Origin of the sequence: Acinetobacter sp. WCHA45, from assembly GCF_002165255.2 — a bacterium.
GTDB lineage: Bacteria > Pseudomonadota > Gammaproteobacteria > Pseudomonadales > Moraxellaceae > Acinetobacter.
This window is the reverse complement of the sequence record NZ_CP028561.1, coordinates 1271249-1285152: the sequence shown is the minus strand read 5'-3', so window position 1 is coordinate 1285152 and position 13904 is coordinate 1271249. Positions and strand designations below refer to the sequence as shown.

Genomic DNA, 13904 nt, shown 5'->3' with positions numbered 1-13904 from the left:
TAAGGTTGGTTTTTTTATTTAAATTGATTAAGCAGCTTCGACTTCAACTTGTTCAGCATACTTCTCTAATATTTTTTCTTTTGCGTCTGGATGAATATTAATTTTCTCCATATTGCCTTTGTAATGCTCTACTACTCGATCATCCATAATTTTTGACCACCATGAAGGAATAAAGGCTGGTAAAATCATCGCTCCATAGCCCGCTGGTAACTGTGGTGCATTTTCAAAATGACGTAGCGTTTGGAAGCTACGTGTTGGATTTGCATGATGATCTGAGTGACGCTGTAATTGATACAAGAACAAATTAGTCACTACATTGTTATTGTTCCAACTATGCTCAGGTAAAGTACGCTCATATTGACCATTGGCTTTCTTTTCACGTTTTAAACCATAATGCTCAATATAATTTACTGATTCAAACAAAGTAATTGCATAGGCAGCCTGTGTCACTTGGAACGGTGCTGAACGCACTCCAAATTTGCTAAACATAGCAGCATGGTACACGGCAGACATCGCCCAACCATGAATCAATTCATTCTCTTTACAGAAGAATGGCAATTTTTTACGCTCTAAACGATTTTTCTCAATTTCGATCGCAGATTTGAAACTACCAATCACTGTACGCGGTAAAAATTTCCAGAAAGTTTCACCAAGTCGAGATGATGCTGGATCTTCTGGCGTTGCAACACGGCGGTGATGACCATATGGATGCTCAATACGGAAGTGATTATAGCCCGATGGAGCTAATGCCAAATGTGATAAATAATGTTCGAGACGACCACTTTTATGACTCAATTCATGCGCCGTATTGATGGCAATACCATTCACCATCCCCACCAACGTACCCAATAACGCTTGATCTGCAAGTGATGTACCTTTACGACTTGCCAAATAAGTGCCGTAAATATTGGTCGCATATTGCAATGGAATAAAAAGTTTAACAATTCGAGAATAATATGGATCAGCTTCTAAATCTGCAATCGCATCAAGTGGTGGATTTTCTGTGTCCTCACCAATTAACTTATCCAGTGCAGGAATAACACCATGAATAAATAATGGGCCAAAAGAGGCAAAGAATTTTTTGGTTTTTTTCGGTCCAAATTGATAACCCGCTAAACCACTCATTGCAATGGTCGGTACTGCCAAACCCAATAACCACAAATGACGTTTTTTATCTTTAAAAGTTGTTGTTGCTTGCTCTACATCCAGTTGAGAATGCATATTCATTAGAAACTCCTCAATCAAACACAAAATGTTTTGCTTGAATTGATTGTGTTCTTATGCAGCCACTCTATATTATCATTTTAAGACTTGATATTATCATTATAAGACTTTAGTGGTTTTTTATTGTGCAAAGACAGCAAATCCCTGTTATTCCGTCTCGTTATTACTTGCGGTTGATCGAAATTCTGATTGGCACTCATCAATATGATAATGAGGTATTAAACGCATTTCATAACGAACTCTCTAAAACTGAACTTTTATCAATTCAACAAATTGAACAATTTATTGCACTTGGCCTGAGCCTACCTAACACAGAAGATTTGGCTTTTGAACTCGGTAAAAATCTAAAACTCAGTTCGCATAGTTTGGTTGGATATGCATTAATGACCAGTCCAAATTTAGAACATGCATTGAGATTAATCGCACAATATTTTCGGCTAATTATGCCAAGCTTTAAGCTATCGATTCAATTTCCAGCTAATCAACATAAGGTTGAGTTATTACTTGAACCAATCTTGCAAATGAATAAGCAATGTTTAGCATTTCATATTGAAGCAATTGCCGTTGGATTTTATTACAGCTTATTAGAACTTGCAGGACAACAATTACAACGTTACCAAATTTATTTAAGTATACCCGAGCCTGTTTATGCTGAACGCTATATACATCTCGTTAAAGCAAATTTTCATTTTAATTACACATGGACATCAGGTATACGCGTCGTGATTGATCAACAACAACTGGCACTACCCTTACCTTTGGCGGATGCTCATAGCCTAAAAGTGGTTGAACAACGTTGTCAGGAACAGATTCAAAAAATTTATCATCAAGGTGAAATTGTTGAATGGGTCAGCATGATGTTAAGACAAGCCCATCAGATTCCAACATTAACTGAATGCGCTCAAGTTCTAAATATTTCTACTAAAACTTTACAACGTTATTTGCAGCAACAAGGAGTTGAATTTCAAGCTTTGAAACAAAAAATTAGTACTGAGCGAGCAATTGATTTATTAGAAAATTCAAATTTTACCATCACCCATATTGCTTACGAATTAGGCTATTCGAACCCTGCCAACTTTACTCGTGCATTTAACAAAGTATTAGGTTGTAGTCCGCAGAGCTATCGCTTAAAACATCAAAATCAAAGGTATCTACTTCAAGACAACCAGACATAAACCTGCACCTACAGGTAAAACAGTACTCATATAATTTTCATCTGCTTTAATCAACTCAAGAAAATCTTTGACCTCAGCAGCATGCGAAATCACATTATCAACGATCAAAGTATTACCCGAGAACTGCAATAGACGTTTTAAATCATTCCAGTAACTCACATAGCAGCCACGCTCTGCATCTAACAAAATTAGATCATAGGATTGAGTCGTTTGTGCCAAATAATCTGAGGCATCGCCGACCCAAAAATCAATAAAACGCTCTAATCCAAATTCTTCAGCATATTTCTTGGCTTGAGCACTTCGGAAAGCATTGATCTCTAGGGTTTGAACTTTACCTCCGACCGATTTTGCAGCCTCAGCCAACCATAAGGTTGAATATCCCGTCGATGTTCCAATTTCTAAAATCTGCTTTGATTGCTGAGTACGTACTAACATCCCAAGTAACTTAGCAGATTCAGCTTCAATATTTCGGTAACGTCTTAAACGATCAGACTGCCGAGCATCATGTTGCTTAAATTCATCATATAAATCAGCAATACGTTGTAAAAAAACGGTGCTCGTCATGTCTTGTCTCCGTAATACTCAAAAGCAAAAGTTCAAATTTAAGTCGCTTGTATTAATTTAAAACGTGGAATAACTTGCCCATCTTCAAGTTCAACTGTTTCAACAAACATCGATAATGGACGCACCCACATTGAATAATCACCATATAAACATTGATATACAACAAGTTGTTCCTCAGTTTCGCTATGTCTAGCAACATTAAATACCTGATAAATTTGACCCTTGTAGTGTTGATAAATACCACGTTGTAATACCATTTGCTGCTTCCTTATATATGCTATGAAATAATTGCAGTTATATAACAAGTTCTATTTGATTCAAATTTTTATGCTCATATACGCACAAAAGTTCCACAAATATATATTAAAATTCAAAAATCCGATTAAATTTATAAAAACATACTGTTTTACCTATTTGTTAGTTTTGCGTACTATAGCTTCATCGAATGAATTTAGCTGACTTGAACTGCTTAGAATTTGGAGAAATACATGTTAGATCAAAATATTAAAACTCAATTAAAAGCTTACTTAGAACGTTTAGAAAGTCCAATCGAGTTAGTTGCGGCTTTAGATGAATCAGACAAAGCTGCAAAAATCAAAGAACTCGTGACTGAAATTGCAGAACTTTCTGACCAAGTTACGGCGCGTTTTGACGGTTCAAACGCTCGCCGTCCGAGTTTCGGTGTAGCTAAAGCAGGTGAACAACCACGTGTGTTCTTTGCTGGTTTACCGATGGGACATGAGTTTACCTCTTTGATCTTGGCTTTATTACAAGTATCAGGTTACGCGCCTAAAGTCTCTGATGAAGTCTTGAACCAGATCAAAGGCTTAAATTTAAAAGCAAACTTTGATGTGTTTGTTTCATTGAGCTGCCATAACTGTCCAGATGTGGTTCAAGCACTCAACTTGATTGCAATCTATAACCCGAATACAACGGCGACCATGATTGATGGTGGTTTCTTCCAAGAAGAAGTCGAAGAACGCAAAATCTTAGCTGTACCGATGGTGTTTCAAGACAATGAACATATTGGACAAGGTCGTATGACTTTGGAAGAAATCGTGGCGAAGCTAGATACCAACTCAGCTGAAAAAGATGCCGCAGCACTCAATGCCAAAGATGCTTTTGATGTATTGGTGATTGGTGGTGGCCCTGCAGGTGGTACAGCAGCGATTTATGCAGCACGTAAAGGGATCAAAACAGGTATCGTGGCTGAACGCTTTGGTGGTCAGGTCATGGATACCATGGACATTGAAAACTTCACCACGGTTCAAAAAACTGTAGGTCCAAAGTTTGCTCAAGATATGGAAGCACACGTACGTGAGTACGGTGTGGATATCATGAATTTACAACGTGTCAGCAAGATCACAGGTGCAGATCAGACAGCCAATGGTCTGGTTGAAGTTGAATTGGAAAATGGGGCTAAGCTTGAATCGAAAACCATTATTCTTTCAACAGGCGCACGTTGGAGAGAAATGAATGTACCGGGTGAAGCGGAATACCGTACCCGTGGTGTGGCGTACTGCCCACACTGTGATGGCCCATTATTCAAAGGCAAACGTGTTGCGGTGATTGGTGGCGGTAACTCTGGTGTAGAAGCAGCGATTGACCTTGCAGGAATTGTGGAGCATGTGACGTTGGTTGAGTTTGATACCAAGCTTCGTGCAGATCAAGTGTTGCAAGACAAATTAAACAGCTTGCCAAATACCACTGTGATTTTGAATGCGCTCAGTACTGAAGTGGTCGGAGATGGTGCTCAAGTGACGGCATTGAAATATAAAGATCGCGCGACTGATGTTGAACATACAGTTGAGCTCGCAGGAATCTTTGTGCAGATTGGTTTATTACCAAACACAGATTTCTTGAAGAACAGTGCGGTTGAACTCAGCAATCGTGGTGAGATTGTAATCAATGATCGTAATGAAACCAATGTCAAAGGTGTATTTGCTGCGGGTGACTGTACCACCGTGCCTTACAAGCAAATCATCATCGCGACAGGTGAAGGTGCCAAAGCGTCTCTATCCGCTTTTGATTATATGATTCGCTCTGATGTTTAAAATAATCTAAAAACATGTGCACGCATTTACATTTCAAAAATGTAAGTGCGTGTTTTTACAAGTTATCAACAAATTTTCAACTTTATTATTCATACAGTTTATGTTTATATTTTCGCTATCCATACCTATTGGATGCCACGAAGAAAAGGAAACATGAAAATGAATAAATTACTTGTTGCATTAGGTCTCGCTGCTACTGTTGCACTTGTAGGCTGTAATAAAGATAAAGCGCCTGAAACTGGGGCAACTACTGGCGAACATTTAGAAAACGCTGCTGAACAAGCTGGCGCTGATGTGAAAAATGCTGCTGATGCTGCAACAAGCAATGTAGCTACAGCAGTTGATACTGCTGCTGATCAAATCGATGCTGCTGCTGATCATACTGCTCATGCAACTGCTGAAGCTGCTGCAAAAACTGAAGCCGCTGCACGTGATGCAACTGCTAAAGTTGCTGGTGCAGTTGAAAGCGGCGCTGCTGATGTAAAAGAAAAAGCGCAACAATAATCTTTTAATTATAAAAAAGCCTCTGATCACAGAGGCTTTTTTAATGCAGAGAAAACTAACCGAGTAATCCTTCATCACGCATTGCAATTTGAACCGACTGACGTTCAGCGACTTTATTACGCAAAGCGATAATATGAATATATGGTGTTAAATCGTGTTCAATATGATTTGACCAATTTGTAAGTACAAATAAATACGCATCTGCTGGACCAAAATTATCATCCACTAAATAATCATATTCTGATTCAGCTAAATAATTGTCGATATATTTCAGTAAACGATCTACCTCAGCATATGCTTTGGTTTTTTCATCATCCGTTAACTTACCACTAAAGAAAACTGCATAAGCATCATGCAACTCAGAATTTAAATAACCTAACCATTCAAGGACTTTGGCACGCCCCATGCCCGATGGTGGGATTAAATCCTGTTTAGGATCGTGTTGTGCCAGAAACGGTAAAATTGCAACGTTCTCAGTTAAGATTAAACCAGGATTAATCTCTAAAGCTGGAACATAACCTTTCGGGTTAATTTCATAATAATCTACCCCTTTCGAGGTTTTATGTGTTTTTAGATCAACGCGTTCTAAATCAAAATCTACATTTATTTCATTTAAAATAATGTGTGCTGCCAATGAGCAAGCACCAGGTGAGTAATACAACTTCATAATTGATCCTTGTTATCTAACTCTTATGTTCTAAAATGCTTTACCATAATTTGCAAAATGTGTTTCCACAAATTTGTCAAAAAAAGTAAAAAATACTGAATGATCTGACTATTAGTGAAATTACATGATTTTGCAAGTAGTCTTATGTCAACTTTTTATTATCATCGTATATATCCTGCTCAAATAGATCATTTTTTTGAGGAGAATAGATTACTTCTATCCTCCTCTTTTTGCATAGATCACACTTTATCTTTTCTCGAGCGCTTGGAAAAACTTGCAAGACCCAAAAGACCTAAGATCGATAACCATCCAAAACTCCCCGATGAAGTATTTGACGGTGAAGGTTTATTCTCGGCATCACTCATATCAAGATCAACAATTACAGGATCATGATCTGAAGAGCGATAAGCATCTTCTGAGAAAAATAATGCTTTTTGTGCATCGGTTTTATATTCTTCGTTGTAATCTAAGACTGTTGGTTCATCTGCATTGATATGCCAAGTAAATGCTTTTTTTACTTTACTATATAAATTTGCATCTGCGATTGCGTGATCTAAATTGCCTGCGCCGCCATAGCCTTCCGCATTACTTGATACACCAAACACATAGCTATAAGCCTGCTCACCTTGCCCTACAACTTTGTCATTTAATAGAACTTTGTAATTTGCCTTTTCAAACACCTGAATCGGATCTTCTTTAGCATAACTATTCATATCCCCCAAAACCAAGATGTTTGGCTTTTCAACCTGAGTTGGATTTTTTGCCATCCATTGAACGAGTTGTTCAACAGCTTTCACACGCGTTGGGTTCCAACAACCCTGCCCATCTTTTTGATCAGCATCTGTTGTATTGGTATCGACACCTGTACATCCTTTAGATTTCAAGTGATTAGGAATAATCGTGAACATTTGCTTTCCAGAAATCGGTTGGAAAGTTTGCGCAATCGTCGATCTATTCTTATCACCTAAATCAAGTACAACTGGCTTGTTCACAGGTTTTACACGTTTGCTGTTATAAATAATGGCAACAGCAATCACATCTGTTCCTAAACGATCCTGATTTTCAGGAACTACATATTTCCAATCAGCGCCTAAAGCTTGGGTTAAATATGCAATTGCACTATTTTTATCATAGCCATTGTTTGCAATTTCCATCAAACCGTATACATCGGCATCAATTGCTTTTAAAGCTTTAATAATTTTCAGATGCTGTTTATCAAATTCAGATTGACTAGATGCTCCACGCTCAGTTGGAAATCCTGTTTTGCCATTGTCATAATTTAAGACATTAAATGCTGCTGCACGTATCAACCGCGTATCTTTAGTGGCGACATTTGGTCTTGATGGTGTTTTAGTGACCAATTCTGGGAGACTACGTTCCTGAATAGGCTGAATGCGCCAACCATTAAAACGGTATTCTAAAATCCCTTCAATGTTCTTAAGTTGATCACCAGAGCGCAAACTATTTGTTGCACTGAAGCTCTGCGGCAACCAAGGCGTTCTGTTTTGATTGTTATAACCATCATCTAAAATAATCTTCGATAATAAGTTTTTCTGTGCTAATGCTTTTGCCTCAGCAGATAAAGGTGGATATAAGTTTGTTGGAATAAATAATCGCTCCTTACTCAGTGACAGCTCACCAAAGCGACCATAGTTATAATTTTCACTGATGGTTAAAGTTTGCGGTAGTTTTACCAACATCCCTTGATAAAGTTGCGGTGAATTTGCAGTTAATTCAGTCAAACTATGAAACGGTAAATCAACACTTTTTGGCTGTACCTGATTTGCCATATTGCCATTACAGGTCAAAATATCTTGCTGTAACTGATCAATCTGTAATTGGTTTTGATACGCAGTCAAACGTCCTCGTAAGATCACTTCATCCCCAACTTGCCCGCCTTTAACAGAGCTACTCGCTGGAATATAAACAAAAATCGCATTACTCACGTTTGGTTTAGCTTTGCTATCAATAGTTTGAATATAAAAACCAGAGAAACCATTTTCATAACGATAATCAGCAGTGATCACACCACGGAGCGTATAGTTTTGCCCTTGAGTTGCTTTATTATTTAAATCTGCAATCGCGGTGTCCGTACTTGAGCAACTGACTATTTCAGTAATAGGAGGTGTTGTTGAGCCTGTTAGATTTGAAAAATCATTCCGATCCTTCCATGCACGCCAAGAATTATCAAGATCAAATATGGTTTTAGGATCAACCTCAGCTACAGGATTTACCGTTTGCAAGCGAGTAAAACTATTCGCTTTACTAATTGTTGTTGTGCCCCAGCCACCAGAAGCTGGTTGCTCACCCAATCTTCCAAAACGATCTACCACTTTGCCTTTATAAACCAATAAAATGGCATCATCGCCATTAAACGAAAGTGCAGCGACTTGATTGACCTTATCCCCTAACTCAGTTTGTAAGGCAGTATGTCCAACTAAAAAGCGCCCCTTACTCGCAAGGTTTCCGACTAAAGGATAGACAAATGGCTTAGATGTACCACCATTATTAAACTGTTGAATCTCATAATCAGCTAAATTAACGGCTGTTTGATCTGGATTATAAATTTCTAATCCTTTTTTATTATTACTACCATCAATATATTGGCTAAACATCAACTGGGCATGTGCCATAGAAAATACCGAAGAAGCCCCCAATAAGCCTAAACAAATTGCAATCGAATGGAATTTAAAGTTTTTCATAAATTTTTACTTAATGTTTAAATCGACATTAGGCTATTCAATCTCTGTGACAAAAACATGAAGATTTTTTTACAAGTTTTTGATCGTTTGGAAAAACAAATGATCAAATAAAATCATTTAAAGATTTGACTTGACCTGATGAACACTTAAAATACGGCATTTCTATATTTATATCTCCAGAATCATGTCAAACGATCAGTTAGAAACGCAAATTACGGAACTCGACAATTTGCCTGAGCACCGTGAAATTGTGACGTTTATGCGTCGTTCAGCTCCGCTTAATACATCACAACGGACTGCTTTAGAAGATTATCGTGATTTAATTTTGGAATACCCCGTTGGTGATTTACGTCAACACTTTGAACATCCTGAACGACCTTTAACTGTTGAAATTGGCTTTGGTATGGGGCGTTCTTTGGTACTCATGGCAAAAGCCAATCCAGAACGTAATTTTGTCGGAATCGAAGTACATGTACCAGGAATTGCACAATGCGTGTATGAAGCTGGTATGGCTGGCTTGAAGAATTTATTTGTACTTGATGCAGATGCGATTCAAGTATTACGTGAAATGCCTGACAACAGCATTAACTGTGTGCAACTGTACTTCCCAGATCCATGGCAGAAGAAGCGCCACTTTAAACGACGCTTTGTGATTCATGAACGTATGCAACTGGTTGAACAGAAGTTAGAGCTTGGAGGTACCTTCCATGCTGCTACTGATTGGGAGCCATACGCAGAATGGATGCTTGATATTTTAGATAATCGTCCAGACATGGAAAATTTAGCAGGTAAAGGTAATAGCTACCCTCGCCCTGAATGGCGTCCAGTAACCAAATTTGAGCGTCGTGGACTTGAATCTGGTCACAAGATCAATGACTTTATTTTTAAAAAAATTAAGTAGTGACTCTTAAAATTTCAAATACCAATAGCATTAAATATTATTTATTTAATGCTATTTATCTCTTATTGGCTTACTCATATTCATTTTTTAAATCTTAAAAGAACAAAAACTGAATGCTCTCTGGTGTCCATAGACGATAAAAACTATATCTCTCAAACCGTTATTATCGAACTGACTTTATAGAATCAAACCTGATCAAACCTAAGTTGTTCTATTTACATGATCTATAAATATTTTTTACTCATATTTAGCTAAAATAAGAAACAGATAATTTTTACATCCCTTTAAGAAGTTATCGTTTCATAAATAATGAGTGCTATTCACTGTAATGATTTAACTCAATGATGAAGATAGGTTGGTTTTATGGAAAAAATACTGCAATGCCCCAAATGTGGTTCTACAGAAATCGAAGTACGTGATCATAACAAATTACTAAAAACAACAGGCGGAGTTCTAATGACGGCGGCGGGAACTACGGCTGGAACAGTGGGTGGAGCTGCAACAGGTGCATCAGTTGGTGCCACGATTGGTACTGTAGCAGGTCCATTAGGTGTCATTGTGGGGGGGACTATTGGAACATTTGTAGGTGCAATTAGTGTCGGAATTACTGGAGGAATCGTGGGTAATATTTTTGGGAAAAAAGCAGGTGTGGCGATCGACAAAAATATTTTCCAAGACTATCTTTGTCTCAAATGTAAACATCGTTTTAAACAGAAAAATTGATTAAGCTTAAGGCACATTTACATTCTTTTTTTAAGCTGATATTTAACAAATGATATCAGCTCAATGTATTTACAGATAATCGCTCGATTTTCTAGAATACAAATACATGATGTTCTAACATCTCTTGATATTAAAAATCATTAAAATTTTGTCCATCACAAATAAAATGAAATGGTTTCCCTATCATTATTTTCCGTGTAAATGTCGTTTCATAATACCTTCACTTAAAAGTTTATAAACATCCACAAGATCGCTTCCTGAATTCTTTTGTAATAACTGTTGATGCATTTTTAGAATATTTTCATCACCACGCATTGCAGGACCTGTTTGCATTTCTTTAGGATTAGTGATTGTTGCTTTTTGAGCAGTTTCTAAAATCAATGGATAAAGTAAAGAAAAATCAACCTGTTGCTCATCAACAATTTGTTTAGAAAGATCATAACAGTAATTGCTAAAATTACATGCAAAAACAGCAGCCATGTGTAATGTCTGACGTTGTTGAGAACTATATTGATAAACCTTCGGAGTCAGACTATGTGCTAATGAAGCGAGCAACTCCAAGTCATTGTGCCGAACTGCCTCGACAAACATAGGTGTTTCTGCCCAATCAATCGCACGCTCATGACTAAAAGTTTGTAAGGGATAAAATACGCCAGATCTCTCATGTACTGTTGAAAGCACCTCTAAACTGGTACTTCCTGAGGTATGAACAATTAATGCTTGCTGTAAATAATGATTAATTTTCTGAATAACATCAGCTATGGATTGGTCAGATATAGCAATAATAACGAGATCAGTATTGGGATTTAATTGATCAAAATGATTAATCCCAGTAGCTTCCACTAAAGATGCTAAACGATTTGCTTTTTCTAAATCACGACTAAAAACTTGTACAATCTGGTGATCAGGATGTAATACTTTTGCTAAATGACAAGCAACGCGCCCTGCACCAATAAATGTAATTCTCATTTTTATTCGACCTATATACAAGCAAAGCTATCCATTATTAAATTATTTACGGAAAATTTCTAATAATGAATTAAATCACTAAAAAGTTAAGCAGAATAAGTCACAAAACCTATTCTGCTCAGAAACAAAGTTTAGATGAATGTCTGTACCGCTTTACCCTTCAAGGTCTGGCCTAGCAAAGGTGTATTTTTACCTTGAGATAAAATTGTCTCTTTTGATACTACCCACTCTAGTTCTGGATCAACCAACACCCAACCTGCTTCTTGCTGCCAACGTTCAGTCATATTTGCAACCTGCGCTGGAATTGAAGTCACTTTTTCAACCCACTCTAATGGTTCAAACAGACTTTCTTGAATCAGTTGTACACCCAAAGCTACATAAGTATCAAAAGCCGTTATTCCTGGTTGTGTTTCTGCAAAAGGCGCCATTTTTGCTGAACTGCTTAATGGTTCATGATGAGTACAAATTGCATCTATCACACCCTCTTTCACACCCTGACGCAATAACGCCTTGTCTTGTTCAGAACGTAATGGTGGGCGAACATGCGCAAGTGAGTTAAAACCATCAGTGAGTTGTTCAGTCAAATGTAGTTGGTGCATCGCAACATCCGCAGTGACTGGCAAACCTTTGGCTTTAGCTGCGCGAATCAAATCAACTGACGCACCACAAGACAATAAACCAAAATGTGCTTTCACGCCTGTTGCTTCAATCATCAAAAGGTATTTAGCAATTGCAACTGTTTCCGCGATCGCTGGAATCATTGGTAAGCCTTGACGAGAAGCGATAAAACCTTCGTGCGCGCAACCATCTTTTGCAAGCTGTGGCTCTTCGGCATAGAAGACAACGGTCAAATCCAAACCAGCAGCATACTCAAGAGTACGAATCACAACATCATCATTTTCAAATGCTGCATTGGCATTAGAAACAGCAGTACAACCACCTTTCTTTAAACCTGCCATATTAGCCGGCTGCTTCCCATTCAAACCTTGAGTTTGTGCACCAATAATATGTAGATAAATACCACCATCTAATTGTGCCTTTTCAATCAGACCATGAATAAGTGCGCCATTATCTTGTACGATAGGTTTTGAGTCTGGTGGAGTAATGACATGTAAAATACCATTTGCACGCGCAGCTTTACCTTCTGACTTTAATGTCCCATGTTGTTGTTGCCCTGGCTCACGTAAGCGTGCGCACAAGTCAACCATGGTTGGCATTAACCATTTACCTTGACCGTTAATCGTTTCATCAATTTGATCTGCGCTATCAACGAATTTACCATTCTTAATATAAACCGTTTGAACTTGATCAGTTTTTTGAATTGGATCGAGCACACGGACATTTTCAATTTTTACAATACTCATGTGATCTATCCTTTAAAGTGCAATCGCTTCAATTAAACCTTGTTCTTGTAACTGCCCTTGCATCGCAAGTGCCAGTACCGCCATTCGTACTGCAATACCGTTGGTTACTTGTTTCAAAATAACCGATTGATCTCCATCCGCAATACTTGAATCAATTTCAACACCACGGTTCATTGGACCAGGATGCATAACGATGCAATCAGGTTTAGCGAGCGACAAGCGTTCTTTATTAAGTCCATACATTTTGTAAAATTCAGATTGTGAAGATAATGCAGGTGAATCAATCCGCTCGTTCTGGATACGCAGGGCAATAATCACATCACAGTCTGTCACGCCTGCATCCATTTTATTAAACAGGCGTACATTTTCGCCATATTCATTAAAACCAACTGGTAACAGCGTATTTGGTGCAATCACGCGAATATCGTTGCAACCTAGTGTTTGTAAAGCAGCCACATTGGAACGTGCTACACGCGAATGTTTAATATCACCAATAATCGCAACAGTTAAGTCTTCAAATGGCTTCTTGGTTTCACGGCGAATGGTCAGCATATCTAACATCGCTTGCGTTGGGTGCGCATGACGACCATCACCTGCATTGATAATTGCCACTTTAGGACAAACATCTTTAGCAATAAAATGTGCTGCCCCAGAAGATGAATGACGAACTACGAAAATATCCGCAGCCATCGCTTCCAAATTCCAAAGCGTATCACGTAAGGTTTCACCTTTAGAGGTACTTGAACGTGCAATATCAATATTCAGAACATTTGCAGACAAACGTTTTGCAGCTGCCTCAAATGTAGTGCGAGTTCGAGTAGAGTTTTCAAAAAAAAGATTCATCACCGTCAGCCCTTCTAATAACGGACGGTTAATCAAATTATTATTATCGTCTAAAAAACTTTGTGCGGTATCTAAAATCTTGGTTAGGCTTTCTTTAGAAAGACCCTCAATGGTTAAGAAGTGCTTTAAATTTCCTTGTTGATTCAATTGAACCTGACTTGGTTGATGCAGGGCTGCAATATGCATAAAAGATTCCTATAGGTCGAATCACCAA

The 13904-nt window shown here is 38.0% G+C and carries 13 protein-coding genes; 5 read left to right on the top strand and 8 right to left on the bottom strand.

Annotated features, from left to right (window positions below; genetic code table 11):
* Positions 1 to 27: 27 nt before the first annotated feature.
* Positions 28 to 1227: an alkane 1-monooxygenase gene (locus tag CDG55_RS07545; RefSeq protein WP_087535913.1), complete on the bottom strand. Its 1200-nt coding sequence runs from the start codon at positions 1225 to 1227 to the stop codon at positions 28 to 30.
* A gap of 122 nt (positions 1228 to 1349) precedes the next feature.
* Between CDG55_RS07545 and CDG55_RS07540 the strand changes: the two genes are divergently transcribed.
* Positions 1350 to 2399: a helix-turn-helix domain-containing protein gene (locus CDG55_RS07540; protein WP_087535914.1), complete on the top strand. Its 1050-nt coding sequence runs from the start codon at positions 1350 to 1352 to the stop codon at positions 2397 to 2399.
* Here the strand turns inward: CDG55_RS07540 and CDG55_RS07535 are convergent.
* Complete coding sequence (locus CDG55_RS07535; protein WP_087535915.1) at positions 2376 to 2963, bottom strand: O-methyltransferase; 588 nt, start codon at positions 2961 to 2963, stop codon at positions 2376 to 2378. The genes CDG55_RS07540 and CDG55_RS07535 overlap by 24 nt on opposite strands.
* 38 nt (positions 2964 to 3001) lie before the next feature.
* Positions 3002 to 3220: a DUF1653 domain-containing protein gene (locus CDG55_RS07530; RefSeq protein ID WP_004662574.1), complete on the bottom strand. Its 219-nt coding sequence runs from the start codon at positions 3218 to 3220 to the stop codon at positions 3002 to 3004.
* A 231-nt stretch (positions 3221 to 3451) separates the two neighbouring features.
* Between CDG55_RS07530 and ahpF the strand changes: the two genes are divergently transcribed.
* Together ahpF and CDG55_RS07520 are read left to right on the top strand one after the other, a co-directional pair.
* Positions 3452 to 5017, top strand: coding sequence for an alkyl hydroperoxide reductase subunit F (gene ahpF, locus CDG55_RS07525; protein ID WP_111313917.1), 1566 nt, complete (start codon positions 3452 to 3454; stop codon positions 5015 to 5017).
* A 159-nt stretch (positions 5018 to 5176) separates the two neighbouring features.
* Positions 5177 to 5521: a hypothetical protein gene (locus tag CDG55_RS07520; protein ID WP_005159630.1), complete on the top strand. Its 345-nt coding sequence runs from the start codon at positions 5177 to 5179 to the stop codon at positions 5519 to 5521.
* A gap of 55 nt (positions 5522 to 5576) precedes the next feature.
* On the opposite strand, the gene CDG55_RS07515 is transcribed toward CDG55_RS07520, so the two are convergent.
* Both CDG55_RS07515 and CDG55_RS07510 read right to left on the bottom strand, forming a co-directional pair.
* Entirely contained in the window at positions 5577 to 6188 is a 612-nt protein-coding gene (locus tag CDG55_RS07515) for a glutathione binding-like protein (RefSeq protein WP_004662579.1), read from the bottom strand.
* A 239-nt stretch (positions 6189 to 6427) separates the two neighbouring features.
* A complete protein-coding gene (locus tag CDG55_RS07510) occupies positions 6428 to 8890 on the bottom strand; it encodes an ExeM/NucH family extracellular endonuclease (protein ID WP_087537346.1) in 2463 nt (820 codons plus the stop codon).
* 184 nt (positions 8891 to 9074) lie between these two features.
* Here CDG55_RS07510 and trmB point away from each other — a divergent pair, with 184 nt between their 5' ends.
* Entirely contained in the window at positions 9075 to 9791 is a 717-nt protein-coding gene (trmB, locus tag CDG55_RS07505) for a tRNA (guanosine(46)-N7)-methyltransferase TrmB (protein ID WP_004662584.1), read from the top strand.
* Between the two features lie 363 nt (positions 9792 to 10154).
* A complete protein-coding gene (locus CDG55_RS07500; RefSeq protein ID WP_004662586.1) occupies positions 10155 to 10514 on the top strand; it encodes a hypothetical protein in 360 nt (119 codons plus the stop codon).
* Between the two features lie 186 nt (positions 10515 to 10700).
* Here the strand turns inward: CDG55_RS07500 and CDG55_RS07495 are convergent, their stop codons facing one another.
* The 3 genes from CDG55_RS07495 to CDG55_RS07485 all read right to left on the bottom strand — a co-directional run bounded on the left by CDG55_RS07495 (position 10701) and on the right by CDG55_RS07485 (position 13876).
* Positions 10701 to 11483, bottom strand: coding sequence for a Rossmann-like and DUF2520 domain-containing protein (locus tag CDG55_RS07495; protein ID WP_087537347.1), 783 nt, complete (start codon positions 11481 to 11483; stop codon positions 10701 to 10703).
* A gap of 131 nt (positions 11484 to 11614) precedes the next feature.
* The gene (locus CDG55_RS07490; RefSeq protein ID WP_087537348.1) at positions 11615 to 12847 is read right to left on the bottom strand and encodes a dihydroorotase; all 1233 of its coding nucleotides are present in this window, start codon (positions 12845 to 12847) and stop codon (positions 11615 to 11617) included.
* A gap of 12 nt (positions 12848 to 12859) precedes the next feature.
* Positions 12860 to 13876, bottom strand: a complete 1017-nt coding sequence (locus tag CDG55_RS07485) for an aspartate carbamoyltransferase catalytic subunit (protein WP_087537349.1) — start codon at positions 13874 to 13876, stop codon at positions 12860 to 12862.
* Positions 13877 to 13904: the final 28 nt, after the last annotated feature.

Coding starts and splice junctions, on each gene's coding strand:
- CDG55_RS07520 (WP_005159630.1), top strand. CDS start 5,177: ATGAATAAATTACTTGTTGCATTAGGTCTCGCTGCTACTGTTGCACTT.
- CDG55_RS07495 (WP_087537347.1), bottom strand. CDS start 11,483: ATGAGAATTACATTTATTGGTGCAGGGCGCGTTGCTTGTCATTTAGCA.
- trmB (WP_004662584.1), top strand. CDS start 9,075: ATGTCAAACGATCAGTTAGAAACGCAAATTACGGAACTCGACAATTTG.
- CDG55_RS07545 (WP_087535913.1), bottom strand. CDS start 1,227: ATGAATATGCATTCTCAACTGGATGTAGAGCAAGCAACAACAACTTTT.
- CDG55_RS07530 (WP_004662574.1), bottom strand. CDS start 3,220: ATGGTATTACAACGTGGTATTTATCAACACTACAAGGGTCAAATTTAT.
- CDG55_RS07485 (WP_087537349.1), bottom strand. CDS start 13,876: ATGCATATTGCAGCCCTGCATCAACCAAGTCAGGTTCAATTGAATCAA.
- CDG55_RS07490 (WP_087537348.1), bottom strand. CDS start 12,847: ATGAGTATTGTAAAAATTGAAAATGTCCGTGTGCTCGATCCAATTCAA.
- CDG55_RS07515 (WP_004662579.1), bottom strand. CDS start 6,188: ATGAAGTTGTATTACTCACCTGGTGCTTGCTCATTGGCAGCACACATT.
- CDG55_RS07535 (WP_087535915.1), bottom strand. CDS start 2,963: ATGACGAGCACCGTTTTTTTACAACGTATTGCTGATTTATATGATGAA.
- ahpF (WP_111313917.1), top strand. CDS start 3,452: ATGTTAGATCAAAATATTAAAACTCAATTAAAAGCTTACTTAGAACGT.
- CDG55_RS07500 (WP_004662586.1), top strand. CDS start 10,155: ATGGAAAAAATACTGCAATGCCCCAAATGTGGTTCTACAGAAATCGAA.
- CDG55_RS07510 (WP_087537346.1), bottom strand. CDS start 8,890: ATGAAAAACTTTAAATTCCATTCGATTGCAATTTGTTTAGGCTTATTG.